This is a genomic window from Puniceicoccaceae bacterium, from assembly GCA_040224245.1.
In the GTDB taxonomy this organism is placed as follows: domain Bacteria; phylum Verrucomicrobiota; class Verrucomicrobiia; order Opitutales; family JAFGAQ01; genus JAKSBQ01.
Window position 1 is genome coordinate 1 of record JBEGIR010000026.1, and the last position, 16484, is coordinate 16484.

Genomic DNA, 16484 nt, shown 5'->3' on the forward strand with positions numbered 1-16484 from the left:
TACTGCGTAGATTGCATTGTCCATTTTTCCTGGGATGCGCCCGGCGATGCCTTCGGTTTCAAACTGCTGCCACAGCTTGCCACAGTCGCGGCTCGACTGCTCATCATGGTTTGTGGTTTGGCCCGGAAGGGCCAGACCGATCAATTTGAATGCGTCAAGTTGCAGGATGGTTTCCATCGACTTTGGAGAGGTGCTTGGATGCGATTTCTGGATCGCGTGAGTCTGCAAACACAAAATGAAGCCTGAGAAGGTGCAACCCCAAACTGCCCCATTGCGCTACCATGCGTCAGAATCTCCACATCGCATCCAAATGGCCAACCAGCCGTCAATCCTCGAGAAGTGATTGAATGTCTTCGAAACGAAGCCGGGCACTCAGGCTGGCACTTTCGTCAAAGAGCGCGTCAAGCAAACCCCGTTTTTCCTGCTGCATCAGCTGTACCTTTTCTTCGACCGTGCCACTGACAATGAGGCGGATTGCGGTAACGGTGCGCGTCTGCCCGATACGGTGAGCGCGGTCCGTCGCCTGCGCCTCGACGGCAGGGTTCCACCAGGGGTCAAAATGCACAACAACATCCGCACCCGTGAGATTGAGTCCTGTGCCCCCTGCCTTGAGCGAAATCAGGAACACAGGGATCCGAGAATCCGCATTGAAGCGGTCGGCCTCTGCGAGGCGATCCCTCGTACTGCCGTCGATGTAGGCGTAGGGCAGATCCAGCTGCTCCAGTTCCTGCTTGAGCAGTTGCAGTGCACTAACGAACTGGGAAAACACGAGCATGCGGTGTCCACCATCAATGGACTCCTGCAGCAGCTCCCGAAACGCAGCTAGCTTGCACGACATCGATGCATCCAGCGATGCGTCAACCAGGCGTGGGTCGGCGCAGACCTGACGCAGTCGCAGCAGCTCCGTGAATGCCGCCATCTTGAGTTGCCCCTGCGACACTCCGCCCATTTGCAGACGGTCAAGCGTCTGCGAGGACGATTTGCGGATGCGATCATAGAGTGAGCGCTGTTCCGGCTCCATGTCACAATAGAGCACCTGCTCCAGTTTCTCGGGCAGTTCGGGTGCCACCTGTGTTTTGGTGCGCCGCAGGATGTAGTGGGCGCAACGCTCACGCATGCGTTCCATGTGCCACTGTCGATCTGCGGACTTCCCGCGTGGGTTTGCAGTGGAGTTCAAATAGCCGGGCATGAGGAACTCAAAGAGCGAAAAGAGGTCGTCAACACTGTTTTCAATCGGTGTTCCGGTCAGCAGAAAACGCCCGTCACACCGAAGTTGCTTGAGCGAACGGGCATGCTGGGTGCGACGGTTTTTGATGTGCTGTGCCTCATCTCCGATCACAATGGACCAGTTCACTCCAGCAAATCCAGCCCTATCGATGGCGAGGGTGGAATAGGAGGTCACGACAACATCATAGGGAGCCGTCCACCCGTCAGTGGTTGCACTACGGGCCGCGCCATGGTGGCACGCTGTGCGCAGCCAGGGCGCAAACTGGCGAAGCTCGCGCATCCAGTTGCCCACGAGTCCGGCCGGACAAACCACCAGCGCAGGTGCTGCAGACTCCTGCGAAGCGATCACCGACAACAGCGCGATGGCCTGGATGGTTTTCCCCAGGCCCATTTCATCGGCGAGGATGCCACCCAACTGGTGACGGTAGAGGTGGTGCATCCAGGCCACACCGATTTTCTGGTAGAGTCGCAAGCGATCATAGAGCTGCCCAGGAACCGGAGCCTCTTCAAGTTTCGACAGGTTGCGGATCGCCGCGCTGCGGGAAGTCCACTGCTCCGGTGCCGCGTAGTTGAGGCCGGAGTCCTCAAGCAGCGCCTGCCAGTCACAGGCGTCGGAATTTCCACCGCGAACTGCAAATCCGATGATAGACTCCGCTGCAGGGTCACCAGTCAAGCGCTTGACGAGCAACTCCAGCTGCTTCAGTCGCTCCGGCTGGAGCAGCCACACGTTGGCATCGGACTCGAGATAGCAGCGCCCACGCGCGAGCTGTTGCCGCAAGGATGCCTCGGATATCCCTTCACTAGCGGTGATGCGAAGTTCCACCCCGTTGCCCAGCTCGATCACCTCCGCAGTCATTTCCAAAAACCGCACGTTCCGCAGACGCTCCGAAAAATTGCTGCTGAACTGCGCCTGAAACGCAGTGCGAAAACGTTCCCAGTGCTCAGCGAGAAAGTTCAACACGTGGTGTCGGTCGCGCAACCACCACTTCCCATTGCTCGGCTCAAGCCGAAAACGCCAGGCCTGCAGCAGGGCATGAATTTCAGAATAGGAAGGATCTTCACGCGAGGGAAGTGTCACTGCCAAAAAATGAGGAGAACCATCAACCTGGACGCGTTGCAGTCCGGCAGTGGATCGGTTTAGACGATCCGTGCGACGCGCATTCCCAGAGGCGGTGGAAGGTGCAACGGCACTTTGCATGCCTGGACCGTGCTGCACCCTGCTCTCAGACCCTGCTTCCCTGGGTTCCCGCAGGTGCAGGTGCACCCCATCAAGTTCGTCGCCCTTCCACGGGATCGCCTGCTCGCGCTCTTTCAGCCAGGCGACAACGGGTTGGCCAGCAACACAGCTGAGCAGATCCCGCAGCTGCGCACGCGTCAGCTGCAGCATGGAGTGTAGCTTGCCACCACAAAGCGATTCCACCATGCCCGCAAGGGCCTGATCCCATACAGCAAGCTGATACGCCTTGCCACGGTCGATCTGCTGCAGCAGGCAAGTCACGCCGGAAGCCAGCTCAAACTCGATGCGAACGGCGATTCGATCCTGCGGGGCGGCCCTCGCAAGGTTGGGAGGCAGCAAGATTCGGAATCGTGCGGAAATGCCCTTGCTTTCGGAGAGCACCAGGGATTGCACGGAGTGGGGTTTTGGGGTCGAGCCCTCCCCACCCTCACTGGCCTGGGCAGTCATTTCGGTGGGTTCTGCCTGCGTCGGTGTTTCCATGCTCGCCAGGCAGAGTGCAATGGCATGAGCGCAAACACTGCCCCGTCGACCTGTAGCACAGTTGCAGCGGTTCTCTGCAAAGGTGAGGGAGCGCAGATTCAGTCGAGGAAAAAACGATGTTCCGGCTCCGGCAACCTCACCTTTCAAGAGCTTATCCTGCCATTCAAAGTGTTTCACCCGACCCGCTTCATGCAGGACCCTTGCCTCCTTGAGCACGGACCAGCCCGCCAAATCCACCAACACATCCCTGTTCAGCTCCACCTTCACGCCTCATGCAGCAATATCCACCCAGTCGGTTCAACGTTTTTTTACCTGCACTACGACCATTCAGCCGAAATCTGTAAAAGTTCAGTTAATGAAAACACAACGGGAAAACCACCTAAAGCCCTCCCATCGACTACCGATATTCAGGTAAATTAACACCCACTCAAGAGTCAGAGTTACCGCTCCGGTGCTCTGACTGCTTTTTGGGAGAACTCACTACAAGGGGAACATGAAACAACGCTTCATTCAACGCCTGAGCCTGCTCAGCGCAACCGCAGCCATCTGCTTGACCACTCACGCGGTCGACATGGAAAATGTCTACATCAACGGATTCATCAGTCAGGGTTATCTGAAATCTTCGGATAATCGCCTGATGGGAGATACGGACGATGGTACCTGGGAATTCAACGAAGCCGCCATCAGCGTGAAGGCACTGCTCGCCGACAACCTGTCCGCAGGCATCCAGCTGATGAGTCGCGACTTCGGCAATTCCGGAAACAATGAACTCAAAGTGGACTGGGCTTTCCTGGACTATCGCCTCAACGACAGCGTCGGTGTGCGCGTTGGTAAGTTCAAGAAGCCGGAAGGCATCTACAATTCGATTCGCGATGCAGATGCGGTTCGCACGTCCATCCTGCTTCCACAGGGCATTTACAACGAACGGGTGCGCGACATCAACATCGCCATTCAGGGCGTCGGTCTGTATGGATTTGCGGATCTGGCAGGTGCAGGGTCACTGGACTATGTCATCTATCTCGGCAACCAACCGGTGGATAAAAACGAACCCATCATCAAGGATGCTCTGCTAGCAGGATTCTACGGTATCACCAATGGTGGCAGCATTGAGTTCAAATACTCAGCGGGAACCCAATTGTTCTGGAACACTCCGATTACCGGTTTCCGTCTGGGAGCGTCTATGAACACCGCCCTCATCGAAATCAACGGAACCAATCAGGCCTATCCCTGGTTCCAATCCAGCATTACCGAGGAAGAACTCAAGGTACCCCTCAAGTACATCCTTTCTGCGGAATACCAGCGCGAGAACTGGACCTTCACTGCCGAGTACATGATTGAACCCATCGAAGCGAAAAACTCTCCCATCGGAGGCACCCCCACACCCATGGGTTTCCCCTCAGGCGGTGAGTATGACATCGAGACCGAAAGTTACTACGTGCAACTCACCTACCAACTTTCAGAAAAATGGCAGATCGGCAGCTACTACTCCTGGTCCTACGGTAGCGCAAATGGGATTCTGGATCGCAACAATCCGGCCCAACACCTCAAGGACTGGGCCTTGAGCGCGAAGCACGCCATCAATGAATGGTGGGTCGTCAAGGCAGAGTTCCATCTCTTTCAGGGATATCAAGGTGTCGAGGCCGATGAATCCGGTGTCTTTGAAAAGGACTGGAACCTGATCGCCCTCAAATCCACCATCAGCTTCTAATTCAGCCAGCAGAAAGACTTCCAACCATGAAAACCATGCAAGATTTTCAACGACTCGTACTCGTGCTGGCACTGGCATTGTTCGGGTGTTCGATCCTGATGCAACAAGCCAACGCCGATGTGGTGCTGGTGGCACATCCGGATATTCCCGATGCATCACTCAGTGCAGCAGACATCGAGAACCTGTTTCTCGGTAAACGCAAAACTCTGCCCAGCGGAGAGAGCGTCAAAGTTGTTACCCTCAAGAGCGGTGATGCGCACGATGCTTTTCTCAGTGCCTATGTCAACCGCTCGGCCAGCCAATTCTCAGCCTTTTGGAAACGGAAGATTGTCGATGGCACTGGCATTCCACCCAAGTCCTTCGATTCGGAGGCAGAGCTGATCGCCCACGTGAAAGCCAATAGCGGTACGCTTGGCTACGTGTCCAACAGCACTCCCGCCGATGGAGTGAAGGTGATTCCTGTAGAATAGGTGTTTTCACCACAACCCGCTTGAACCATGAAAATTCTTCCTCAGCGCATCTCCACCAAGATTTGGAGCATCGTCGCCGTCTTTGTAGTGTCCCTGATGGGCATCATGGCGCAGTCCTTCCTGGTGAAGGGTGACCTGCAGCAACAATTGCAGCGTTTCTCCCACAACAGCAATATCGCCAATGTAGAGGGTCGCACACTTGTGGCGCAAATCGATGCGCAACTCAAGGCCTATGAAGATGCCGTGGTCAGCGGGGAAAGTGATCTCATTGTGGGCGCAAGTCGCTCCGCAGGTGAATCGCAGGATTCCCTGAACGGACTTGCGGCCATCACTTCCGCCAGCCTGAAGACCCGCATCCAGCGCTTTTCGAATCAGCTGGAGCGGTTCACTCGTCAGGCGAGTGAAGTGTATCCCAAATTCATGAGCGAAGACGAGATGGACGATTCTGTCTTTGAGCAGGCAGGTGAACTGGCTCGCGAAAAGACAGAGATCCGTGAAGAAGCAGTTGCGATCACGGTGGCCGTATCGGATGAACTGTCATCGCAAATGGCAACACTGGTGAAGGAACTGGGTTCCACCAAGACCTTCGACCTCGTGCTCGGATTTGCGGTCACCGTCGTGGTCATTCTCATGGTGTCGTTTGTGATCCGTATCGCCATCAATCGCCCCTTTGCAGATTTCATCCAAAAGGTCAAAATTCTGTCGGAAGGAGACCTGACGGTACGGTTTTCCGATCAGCGAAAGGACGAATTGAGCCAACTGGGAAACTATCTAAACCACTATGTGGATGGATTGCTCCAGTCGATCCGACAGATTTCGGATCACTCCGCTCTGCTCAAATCGCTAGCGGATGAAACCCACCAGTCTGCCGAGGAGATCCAGCTCAATACCAACAGCATGTCGACCCAGGCGGATTCGGTGAGCAATGCGGGCAATGAACTCTCGAGCGAGATGTCAACCATCGCAGGCAATGCGAAGGAGATGACAAGTTCAACGTCCTCCGTAGCGGCGGCCATTGAAGAGATGAGCGCAGCGATCAGTGAAGTTGCCATGCAGTGCAACCAACAGTCTCAGATTGTACTTGAAGCCAATCAAAAGGCCGATGGAGCAAGCAAACTGATGCACGAGCTGGGCGAAGCTGCAAAAGAAATCCAGAAGATCGTGGAGATCATCAACGCCATCGCAGCCCAAACCAATCTCCTCGCGCTTAACGCCACCATCGAAGCCGCCAGTGCGGGTGATGCAGGCAAGGGGTTTGCCGTAGTCGCCAATGAGGTCAAGGAACTCGCACGCCAGAGCAGTGATTCATCTGGACGGATTCGTTCGCAAATTCAGAACATCACTCAAAAGACCGAGGCTTCGCTCAAGGCGGTCGATGAGATTTCAGAGATCATGTCGCGAGTCAGCGAATATTCGGGAACCATTGCAACCTCAGTGGAGCAGCAGTCGTCAACCAATCGGGAAATTTCAAGCACTATGCAGACTGTCACCGGATTTACCGAAGAGGTCTCCTCGACGGTGACGGTTTCGTCCGAAAGTGCCAACGTCGTTGCCGAGAGCATCCGGGGAGTCAACGCCTCCATCGACCGGTTCAAGAGCGTGGCCGATACGACTCTGGATCGCTCAGGTCGTCTGACGAAGCTGTCCGAGCACCTGCTGCAATCAATTGCGGCATTCAAAACGCAATAACGCTGCGACGTGGAGTCCGGTATCGCATGACGGCAATTTTCGCATTCACGGTTGCGGGGTCATTCCCGATCCCGCAATCGTGAAAACCATCTGAGGCTGTTTCGCCATCAGGGTAACAGCTTCGCCAGCAGCAGCTCAACTCGCTTGACTTCACGCATCACGCGATTGCTGTGCATGATCATCCAGAACCAGACTTTCATAAACGAAATAAAGAGCAGGCAAAACAGGGAGGCCATGCCCCACTCCAGTTTCAATCCCAGATCCTCTGTCTGAATAAAACAAAGGCTGGTCCAGATCCAGAGTCCGAAAACCAACAGACTCATTACAGCCGCGACACTGTTCATCCAGCGGGATTGGCCGCGAAAGGTCTGCAGCAGCTCCTCAGCGATAGACAGATTCACATTACCCGAAGTGCCGTTTGATTCGAGTGCGGCACGAATGCGTTCATCCAGATTATTCATGATCGTGTTCATTTGGTGGTTCATTCCAGGTCACCCGATAGCATCGCATCGCGCAGGTGCTCCCGGGCATAAAAAAGTCGTGATTTGACGGTGCCGCAGGGAATTCCGAGCACGTCAGCGATAGCAGCAATGTCCAATCCGCTCAGGTAGAACAACTCCAGCACATCACGTTCAGACTGCTGCATCCGGGACAGTGCGATCTGCACCTGATCCCATTGCTCCGTCACCGGCGAGAACGCCGATGCATCCTGCTGTGGCAACACCTGCTCCGCCTCGCGTTCCAGCACATTCTGCCGATGACGTCGGCGCGACTCCCTTCGCACCCAATCGGCAGATCGACGAAACACGATCTGGTAGGCCCATCGCGGGAAACAGGCGGGGTCGTTCAATCTGGAAAGTCCCTTTGCGATGTGCAACCAGGCCTCTTGGGCAACCTCCTCCGCGGCGGTCTCACCCTGCACTCGTGAGCGGGCGTAGCGTAGCAGGTCGTGATGCCACAGGGAGTAGAGTTCACAAATCCCGCGTTCGTTTCCATCCTGTGCCTGCAGCACAAGATATTCGGTCAAAATCTGTTTGCGGTCGCGGTCCATTGCCTTTGCAAGAAAGGTCGCCACCAGCGCGGGTTTGGTTCAGAGTATCGATCAAAATTCGATTTCCGGAGTCGCGTGGAACCTTGCCTGCGTAACCCGTGCACTTCGCCCACCCCACTGCGTTTACGTCGACTCTGCTGCGAGATAACCCAGTCGCACTGATTCCTCGATCACTTCCCTTGCGGCCTTCCAAAGTTCCGTCGAGCCCTCTTCAATAACCTGATTGATCGCAATCACTTCGTGTTTCTGAATGCCATGCTCCTGCCAGCTGTGACCCTTGGCGTGGTAATTGTGCAGGAGTGGAGTGATGCGGTCACACGCACCGGCAAACTTCGCTTCCGGGGTCGCTTTGGCTTCAAATTCCTCCCAGAGTTCCAACAGTTCCTTCGCCTGCTCAGCAGGCAACAGACCAAAGATGCGACGGGCAGCGTCGCGCTCCCGCTCGACCTTGCCTTCATTGGCCTGCACATCGTAGATATACACATCACCCGCATCGATCTCCACAATGTCGTGAACCAGTAACATCTTGAGCACGCGCAGCAGGTCAATCGATTCGTTGGCATACTCTGCAAAAATCAACGCAACCACACTCACATGCCAGCTGTGCTCACCGGAATTTTCGAGGCGTGGTTCGTGGGTGAGCAGTGTGCGTCGAAGTACCGATTTGAGTTTGTCCAGCTCCATCAGGAAGCGGATCTGTTGCTGTAGTTTTTCGCTCATGAGCATCGCAAGTCTGCCCGGGTGGGCAATTGTGTCACACTTCGTGCAAAGCGTGACACGGAAATTGTGTCAGGATGCTGAACCTGACACACCCAAAGCTCAACATCATTCCCCTAACATGCTAACAACCAAAGACTTCTGTATTTTAACTCAAATGGCACCCCGTTTGCTCTATTGCCATTCGACGCCACACCTTCTGGCATTCAGCGTCAACACAACGAATCTTTTTAATCGAAAATCATAGATAACATGAGTCTATCACTACAATCCGCAAACCTCACTCCTATTGGAGATCGAGTTCTCGTTAAACTTGCCACCGTTGAAGAACAACAGGTCGGAGGCATCTACATTCCTGATTCCGCAAAGGAGAAGCCGCAGACCGCTGAGGTAGTGGCTCTGGGAACCGGAAAGAAGGATGGCGAGACCATCGCGTTCCAGGTCAAGGTCGGTGACAAGGTGCTGATCAGCAAGTATGGCGGCACTGAAATCAAGATCGACGGTCAGCTGCACAACCTGCTGCGCGAAGACGACATTCTGGGTATCATCGGATAATTCATCCGCCTTCACCCGATTCATTTAACCACAACCAAGAAATATTCACAGCATATGGCTAAACAAATTCTTTTCGAAGAAGATGCGAGAGCAAAGATCCTCAAGGGAGTCGAAGTCCTGGCCCGGTCCGTCAAGGTGACCATGGGACCTCGCGGACGCAATGTTCTCATCGACAAAAAATTCGGCGCACCAACCATGACCAAGGACGGTGTCACCGTTGCCAAGGAAATTGAACTTGAAGATCCCTACGAAAACATCGGCGCACAAATGGTCAAGGAAGTCGCTTCCAAGACCTCCGATCTCGCAGGTGACGGAACGACCACTGCAACCGTTCTCGGTGAGGCGATTTACCGCCAGGGACTGAAGAATGTCACTGCTGGTGCCAATCCAATCTACATCAAGCGCGGAATCGACAAGGCTGTTGAAGCCGGAGTCAACTCACTCAAGGGTCTTTCCAACCCCGTCAAGGACCGCGAGGAAATCAAGAGCGTTGCCACCGTATCCGCAAACTGGGATACCGAAATCGGTGACATCATCGCCGAAGCGATGGACAAGGTCGGCAAGGATGGAACCATCACTGTCGAAGAAGCAAAGTCCATCGAAACCACTCTCGATGTGGTTGAGGGAATGCAGTTCGACAAGGGCTACCTGAGTCCTTACTTCTGCACCAACATGGACTCCATGGAAGCCGTTCTGGATGATGCCTACATTCTCATCCACGAAAAGAAGATCAGCAATCTGCAGGACCTGCTTCCCCTGCTCCAGTCGGTCTCCAAGAGCGGCAAGCCTCTCCTGATCATCGCTGAAGATGTAGAAGGTGAAGCCCTTGCCACGCTCGTGGTGAACAAGCTGCGCGGCACTCTCAACATCTGCGCTGTCAAGGCTCCGGGCTTCGGGGATCGCCGCAAGGCCATGCTCGAAGACATCGCCGTGCTGACTGGTGGACGTTTCATCTCCGAAGACCTCGGAATCAAGCTCGAAAACGTACAGGTTTCCGACCTCGGTCAGGCAAAGCGCGTCTCCGTTGACAAGGAAAACACCACCATCGTGGAAGGTGCTGGCTCAGCCGCAGACATCCAGGCTCGCGTGAAGCAGATCCGCAATCAGATCGAGGAAACTTCATCTGACTACGACCGCGAAAAGCTGCAGGAACGCCTTGCAAAGCTTGCTGGTGGTGTTGCTGTGATCAATGTCGGTGCTGCAACTGAGCCTGAAATGAAGGAAAAGAAGGCTCGCGTTGAGGACGCACTGCATGCAACCCGCGCTGCCGTTGAAGAGGGCATCGTGCCCGGTGGAGGTGTAGCACTGCTGCGCGCCGCCAAGGCCATCGACGCGCTCAAGCTCGAGAGCGAAGAGGAAGCCATGGGTGCACGCATCGTTCGCCGTGCGATTGAAGAACCGTTGCGCCAGCTCTGTGCCAATGCCGGAGTTGAAGGTTCCCTCATTGTGCAACAGGTTCTCGCCGCTGAAGGACCGAACGGCTACAACGTTGCTACCGGAGCATTTGAAGACTTGCTCGCCGCAGGCGTGGTCGATCCGACCAAGGTCACACGCACTGCCCTGCAAAATGCTGCATCGGTTGCAGGTCTGTTGCTGACCACCGAAGCCGTTATCACCGACATTCCAGAGAAGGACAAACCTGCGGCTCCCGACATGGGCGGCATGGGTGGAATGGGCGGCATGATGTAAACTGTTCGCAGTTTCCACAAATCCTGAAAATCAGGATTTCACCCTTTGAGACCGGTGTCCGTGGACACCGGTCTCTTTGTGTGCGCATGTCGGAACTGTAACTTTTTGCACCACCTCAGCGTCTTGTCCTGTAGCCGGATCAAAACGACCGGCAAGTTTACATCCAACATCGACACATCATGCACCTTCCATCCTTTGTCCATATTCGGCAATCCGCCCTACTGCTCCTGCTGGCTCCGCTGGCAGCATTCGCTTCGAGTCCGAGCGAATCCCATCCCCCCGATCCCCCCGAACGCATTGAATCGAACGCAGCAAATCCCGCATGCCTCGCTATCGTGTGCGAACCCCATGATGCAGCGCTTGCGGAACTGAACTCCGACGTCGTATTGCAACAGCTTTCCAACGAGGTGGAACTGCATCTCGAAAAAGCCATTCGCAACTGCCTGGTGTTTTCGCCTGAACGATTCGAGCAACACATCCGCTCGCTCACTGCAGATCAATATCGGGCCAAACCCACCTATGTCGCCATGCGGTGAACCCATGGGTTCCGCCACACTTGCCTCCCGCAGTGAGTGACAAATGCACCCTTCAATGCCTTCGCTGGGTAGCCGACACCACACAAAAGCGAACTCGGCTACCTATTCGCTCCTTAGCTCAGCACTCCGCTGACTCGATCCTTCATCTCCATCGGGTTTTGAGCCTTGATGATCGCCTCTCCCGAGCTGATGAGTTTCTGATTGTAGAGGCTGAGCAGGTGGGAATCGAGCGTGATCATTCCATACTTTGACCCGGTCTGAATGTCCGAGGTGATGCGGTAGGTTTTGTTTTCGCGAATCATCTGCGCGATAGCGTTGGTGTTGACCATGATCTCAAAGGCGGCAACACGTCCTCCTCCAGTCTTCTTGCAAAGCACCTGGGAAATCACCGAAACAATGGAGGATGCAAGCTGGGTCCGGATCTGGTCCTTCGCCCCCGAAGGAAACGCATCCACAATGCGATCCACCGTGCGTGCACTGCCGGTCGTGTGCAGTGTTGCAAAGACCAGGTGTCCGGTTTCTGCAGCACTGATCGCCGCTTCCATGGTTTCGAGATCGCGCATTTCCCCTACGAGGATCACGTCGGGATCCTGGCGAAGCGCCGAGCGAATGGCATCGGCAAAGCTGTGCACATCAGTCCCGATTTCCCGCTGGGAGACCACCGATTTTTTATGGGTGTGATAATATTCGATCGGATCTTCGATGGTGATGATGTGTCCATTGCGATTCGCGTTGATCCAGTCGAGCATTGACGCAAGCGTTGTCGACTTTCCCGAACCCGTCGGCCCCGTTACCAGGATGAGACCTCGCGGACGCAACAGCAGTTCCTTGATTTTGTCCGGCAATCCAATCGAATCGAGCGTGAGAATGTCATTGGGGATCTGTCGAATAACGATCTCCGTATTGCCTTTGGAGCGAAACACATTCACTCGAAAACGCGCCTGGTTCTTGTAACTGAATCCAAAGTCCACACCGCCCTCAGATTTCAACTTCTGCATGTGCGCATCGGAGGTAATCGCATCTGCAAGCGCAACCGTATCATCCGACTCCAAGGCAGGTCCATCCACAGGTGTGATGGAACCATCGATCCGAAAACAGGGAGGTCTGCCCACATGAATGTGAAGATCGGAGGAACTTTCCTGAATCATGAGATCCAGCAGGTCGTGCATTTGGTAATTCATGGGCAAAGCAATTGGATATACAGAAATCGAACATTCGTTCCAACGACCACTCACCCGGAGGTCAGCCTGTCGCGGGATCGACCGGTAAGGTGACAGCGAAGACCTCGTCCAGCGTGGTCCACCCCATCAATGCTTTTTCTACCGCATCCTGACGCAGCGAGGCAAACTCTCTGTCATGTAAAAATCGACGCAGCCGTTGCAGCGACAGATGGGAGTCCATGAGTTCGCGCAAGGCTTCATCGACTTCCACGATTTCAAAAATCGCCAGCCTTCCCCGGTATTGTGAGCCATCCTGCCCTGCCTGAAAAAAGGTCGCACCCGCGAGTTCCTCAAATCCCGGACCGAGCATTCGCACCTGCCACGGTTGAATCACAAATGGCAGCGCTGCCTGTGCCGCGATACGACGGACCAGTCGCTGGGCCAGCACGGCGCGTAACGCAGCGGCCAGCAGCGCTGGGCGAACGCCCATGTCCATCAATCGAGTGAACGCACTGGGCGCGTCGTTGGTGTGCAAGGTGCTGAATACCGCATGTCCCGTCAACGCAGCGTGCACCGCAATGTCGGCAGTTTCAGTGTCCCTGATCTCCCCAACCATGATCACATTCGGAGCCTGGCGCAGCATCGAACGAAGGGCTGCACTGAAGGTGAGTTCCACCTCGGGTCGCACCTGCACCTGATTGATACCATCCATCTGGATTTCCACCGGATCTTCAATCGTGAGAATCTTGCGTGAAGCCTCATTGAGATGACTCAATGCGGAATACAGTGTAGTGGATTTCCCGGACCCTGTCGGCCCCGTGACCAGCACCATTCCGTCCGGCGCGGTGATGGCTCGTTCGAATGCATCCCGATGCGCAGGCAGCATTCCCAACTCATCGAGATCGAGCTGCATACTCTGTGTATCGAGGATGCGGATCACGATGCCTTCACCGTGAGTCGATGGCACCGTCGAAACCCGAAAATCCACCGAACGTTCCGCGTCATCCACCTGAAAATGACCATCCTGTGGCAATCGTTTTTCGGCAATGTCCATGCCTGCCATCAGCTTGACCCGTGAGAGGATCGCTTCCTGACGCTCCAACGCGGGTTGGTCAAGGCGCTGGAGCACACCATCCACACGACACCGGATCTGGAAGTGTTGCGCCATGGGTTCAAAATGAATGTCCGATGCCCGGCGCCGCATGGCTTCCGTCAAAATCCAATCCACATAGCGACTCACCTGGCCCTCCAGATCCCCATCCCGCGCACTTCTTGTGCTTGGAGGCGATTCCTGCACCATGCCGAGTTTTGACACTTGCATCGCAGCCGATGTGGTTTCATCCACCCGCACCCTTTCTTCCGGGACGTTCGCTCCATAGAGGCGATTTCGCCAGCTCTGAAAGCTTGCCTTCGGGACCAGCACCACTGCCACATCCATATCGAGCTGACAGGCAATCCGATCAAGCGCATCATAATCGCAGGGATAGGTCTGCGCGAGCGTGAGTTCTCCTTCTGCAGACTCCAGGGGGATCACGGAAAATTCATCGACAACCGCTGCGGGCACCCATGCGCGCAGATGCTGCGCTTCAGATTCCGACAGAGCCTCATCCAGATGACTGCGAAAGCCTATCCCTTCCCGATCCGCAATGCATTGCAGCAGTGCTTCCTCATCCAGCCACTGCCGCTCGATCACCGCATCGTACACCGCTGACTCGCGACGCATGGGATGGGTGTCAACGCCAAGACTCTCGATCAAGGCGTTGGCATCTTCGCTCGTGCAATAACCCTTCCCGATCAGAAGGCGGAGGAGAAAACTGTGAACAGGAGGCACAACGCGCCATCCTGTGTCATCACCTCGCCGCTGTCATCAAAAATTCCGCATTCGATCCGGTTTTTTTCACCTTGGAAATCAGCATTTCCATCGCATCGGTGGAGGGTACTCCCTTCATCGCACGTCGCAGACCATAAATTTTCTGCAACTCATCCGGATGGTACAGCAGTTCCTCCTTGCGGGTACCGCTCTTTTCCATGCTCAGCGAAGGAAAGACGCGCTTGTCCACCAGGGCGCGATCCAAATGAAGCTCCATGTTACCCGTTCCCTTGAACTCCTCAAAAATGACTTCATCCATTTTGCTTCCAGTCTCGACGAGCGCGGTGGCGATGATGGTGAGGCTGCCTCCTCCTTCGATATTGCGTGCCGATCCGAAGAATCGCTTGGGTTTTTGCAGCGCATTGGCCTCAACTCCCCCCGAAAGGATTTTGCCGGAGTTCGGCATGACCGTGTTGTAGGCCCGGGCCAATCGGGTGATCGAATCGAGCAGAATGATGACATCCTTGCCCGCCTCCACCATGCGCCGGGATTTTTCGATCACCATTTCAGCAGCGTGCACATGGCTCTCGGCATTTTCGTCAAAGGTCGAACTGATGACCTCACCGCCCTTTACCCTGCGCCGGAAATCCGTCACTTCTTCGGGGCGCTCGTCGATCAGCAGGATGATCAGGTGTGCGTCAGGATAGTTTCGCTGAATCGAATTGGCCATGCCCTGCATCAACACCGTTTTACCCGTGCGGGGTGGCGCAACAATCAATCCCCGCTGACCAAATCCGATCGGTGAAATCAGGTCGACCACCCGCATGGAAACCTTGTTGGCATCCTCCTGCTTGTCAGACTCCAGAAAAATGCGACTGGTCGGATAGTAGGGAATCTGTTCCGTGAAGGGGACCAGTTCGTTCGCCTTTTCCGGTTCCATGCCCTGCACCTGCAGCACTTCGACCACCAGCGGACACGACGCTTCCTCTACTGGCGGGATGACCCGGCACTTCAATTCATGCCCCCGCAGCAATCCAAATTTCTTGATGAAAAAGGCGGGTACAAAAGCGCTGTGCGCACGAAGCCGATAGCTGTCCGAGCTGTAAGTGAGCAAACCGTTGCCATCTGCAAGCACCTCAAGAATACCCCGCAACTCGATGCGCTGCTGTTTCCCGTGAGCATGGCTCAAGAGTCGCTCAATCAGCTGCTTGCGATTGGGTGCCGACGGAAGCTGCTCACCAGTCGCTTGTGCCGCCTCACGCAACTGGTCCAGCGGCAGTGTATACGCTTCGTCAAACGCAAAAACCTCATCTGTCAGTTCGGGCTGCTGTTCGGCAATGTAGCTGGCAAGCGCAGATTCACTCTGGATGGTTTCCCATTCGGGCAGTTGCCCCAGTTCCAGGGAATTGTCGATATCAGCGTTGAGGCCATCAATCTTGAAGCGATCTTTCTTTCCTTTTTTAGGACCACCACCTTGCTGCTGTTGTTTGTGCTTCTGCTTCCACTGCTGCTGTTTTTTCTTGCGATTGGACATCTGCCCCTGCTGGCCGCCATGACCATGAGGTCCCTTGTTCGGTTTGTTGCCCTTGTTGAAATGGGGGTGGTTTCCCTTTGAAAAGCCCTGTCGGTTTCCAGAGTTGGATTCTCCATCAGCGCCAGAGCCAGCGTCGTCATTCGATCCTTGCGCTGATTCTTTTGTTCCGTTGTCGCTGTGCTTTTCCGCATCCCCAGCCTTCTCGGACCGCTCTTTCGCTGCATCAGCTGCTTCCACTTCGTCGCTGCTGAAAAGGAGTTGGCGCTGACCTTCCGAGTCCTTTTTCTTTGTCGCCGCACTGCGACGGACCGACCCTTTCTCCGAGCGTTCAGAGGCCCCATCCGAAGCTTCAGGGGCTACTGTGACCCCATCGTCGGCTTTTTTTCTTCCCCGTCTCACTGGCTTTGGAGCAGATTCACCCTCGGGTGCTTCCGCTTTCTTGCGCGTGGTCGTGCGCTTTGCCTTGGGTTTCGGGGTTGCATCCGACACGTCAATCGGACCAGGTACAAATGCATCTTGGTTTTCGTCACTCATGAATGAAATATCGTTACTGTCAGAAAGTGAAATTTCGCTGAATGGGCTGGCATGGATTCAATCGACTTGGCGATTCGACGGCAGCTC

The 16484-nt window shown here is 55.1% G+C and carries 13 protein-coding genes; 6 read left to right on the forward strand and 7 right to left on the reverse strand.

Annotation, left to right across the window (positions count from 1 at the left end; translation table 11 throughout):
- Window positions 1–325 precede the first annotated feature (325 nt).
- Window positions 326–3211: a DEAD/DEAH box helicase gene (locus tag ABQ298_04100; protein MEQ9823545.1), complete on the reverse strand. Its 2886-nt coding sequence runs from the start codon at window positions 3209–3211 to the stop codon at window positions 326–328.
- Between the two features lie 226 nt (window positions 3212–3437).
- Between ABQ298_04100 and ABQ298_04105 the strand changes: the two genes are divergently transcribed.
- From ABQ298_04105 to ABQ298_04115, 3 genes are read left to right on the forward strand one after another with little or no spacing between them, the layout of a single operon-like run.
- Window positions 3438–4652, forward strand: coding sequence for a hypothetical protein (locus ABQ298_04105; protein ID MEQ9823546.1), 1215 nt, complete (start codon window positions 3438–3440; stop codon window positions 4650–4652).
- Window positions 4653–4678: 26 nt separating this feature from the next.
- Window positions 4679–5122: a hypothetical protein gene (locus ABQ298_04110; protein ID MEQ9823547.1), complete on the forward strand. Its 444-nt coding sequence runs from the start codon at window positions 4679–4681 to the stop codon at window positions 5120–5122.
- A gap of 27 nt (window positions 5123–5149) precedes the next feature.
- Window positions 5150–6811, forward strand: a complete 1662-nt coding sequence (locus ABQ298_04115) for a methyl-accepting chemotaxis protein (GenBank protein ID MEQ9823548.1) — start codon at window positions 5150–5152, stop codon at window positions 6809–6811.
- 107 nt (window positions 6812–6918) lie between these two features.
- Here the strand turns inward: ABQ298_04115 and ABQ298_04120 are convergent, their stop codons facing one another.
- From ABQ298_04120 to ABQ298_04130, 3 genes are all read right to left on the reverse strand, one after another.
- Entirely contained in the window at window positions 6919–7272 is a 354-nt protein-coding gene (locus tag ABQ298_04120) for a DUF6768 family protein (protein MEQ9823549.1), read from the reverse strand.
- A 20-nt stretch (window positions 7273–7292) separates the two neighbouring features.
- Window positions 7293–7886, reverse strand: a complete 594-nt coding sequence (locus tag ABQ298_04125) for a sigma-70 family RNA polymerase sigma factor (GenBank protein ID MEQ9823550.1) — start codon at window positions 7884–7886, stop codon at window positions 7293–7295.
- A 99-nt stretch (window positions 7887–7985) separates the two neighbouring features.
- Window positions 7986–8582: an HD domain-containing protein gene (locus ABQ298_04130; protein MEQ9823551.1), complete on the reverse strand. Its 597-nt coding sequence runs from the start codon at window positions 8580–8582 to the stop codon at window positions 7986–7988.
- Between the two features lie 249 nt (window positions 8583–8831).
- Here ABQ298_04130 and ABQ298_04135 point away from each other — a divergent pair, with 249 nt between their 5' ends.
- From ABQ298_04135 to ABQ298_04145, 3 genes are all read left to right on the forward strand, one after another.
- Window positions 8832–9134, forward strand: coding sequence for a co-chaperone GroES (locus ABQ298_04135; protein ID MEQ9823552.1), 303 nt, complete (start codon window positions 8832–8834; stop codon window positions 9132–9134).
- Between the two features lie 54 nt (window positions 9135–9188).
- Window positions 9189–10823, forward strand: a complete 1635-nt coding sequence (gene groL, locus ABQ298_04140; protein ID MEQ9823553.1) for a chaperonin GroEL — start codon at window positions 9189–9191, stop codon at window positions 10821–10823.
- 179 nt (window positions 10824–11002) lie between these two features.
- Window positions 11003–11359 (forward strand): hypothetical protein, encoded by a 357-nt coding sequence (locus tag ABQ298_04145; protein MEQ9823554.1) that lies wholly within the window; start codon window positions 11003–11005, stop codon window positions 11357–11359.
- A 113-nt stretch (window positions 11360–11472) separates the two neighbouring features.
- Here ABQ298_04145 and ABQ298_04150 read toward each other — a convergent pair whose 3' ends face one another.
- The 3 genes from ABQ298_04150 to rho all read right to left on the reverse strand — a co-directional run bounded on the left by ABQ298_04150 (window position 11473) and on the right by rho (window position 16397).
- A complete protein-coding gene (locus ABQ298_04150) occupies window positions 11473–12540 on the reverse strand; it encodes a type IV pilus twitching motility protein PilT (GenBank protein ID MEQ9823555.1) in 1068 nt (355 codons plus the stop codon).
- A gap of 61 nt (window positions 12541–12601) precedes the next feature.
- Window positions 12602–14275, reverse strand: a complete 1674-nt coding sequence (locus ABQ298_04155; GenBank protein ID MEQ9823556.1) for a GspE/PulE family protein — start codon at window positions 14273–14275, stop codon at window positions 12602–12604.
- Between the two features lie 94 nt (window positions 14276–14369).
- Window positions 14370–16397, reverse strand: a complete 2028-nt coding sequence (rho, locus tag ABQ298_04160; GenBank protein MEQ9823557.1) for a transcription termination factor Rho — start codon at window positions 16395–16397, stop codon at window positions 14370–14372.
- Window positions 16398–16484 lie beyond the last annotated feature (87 nt).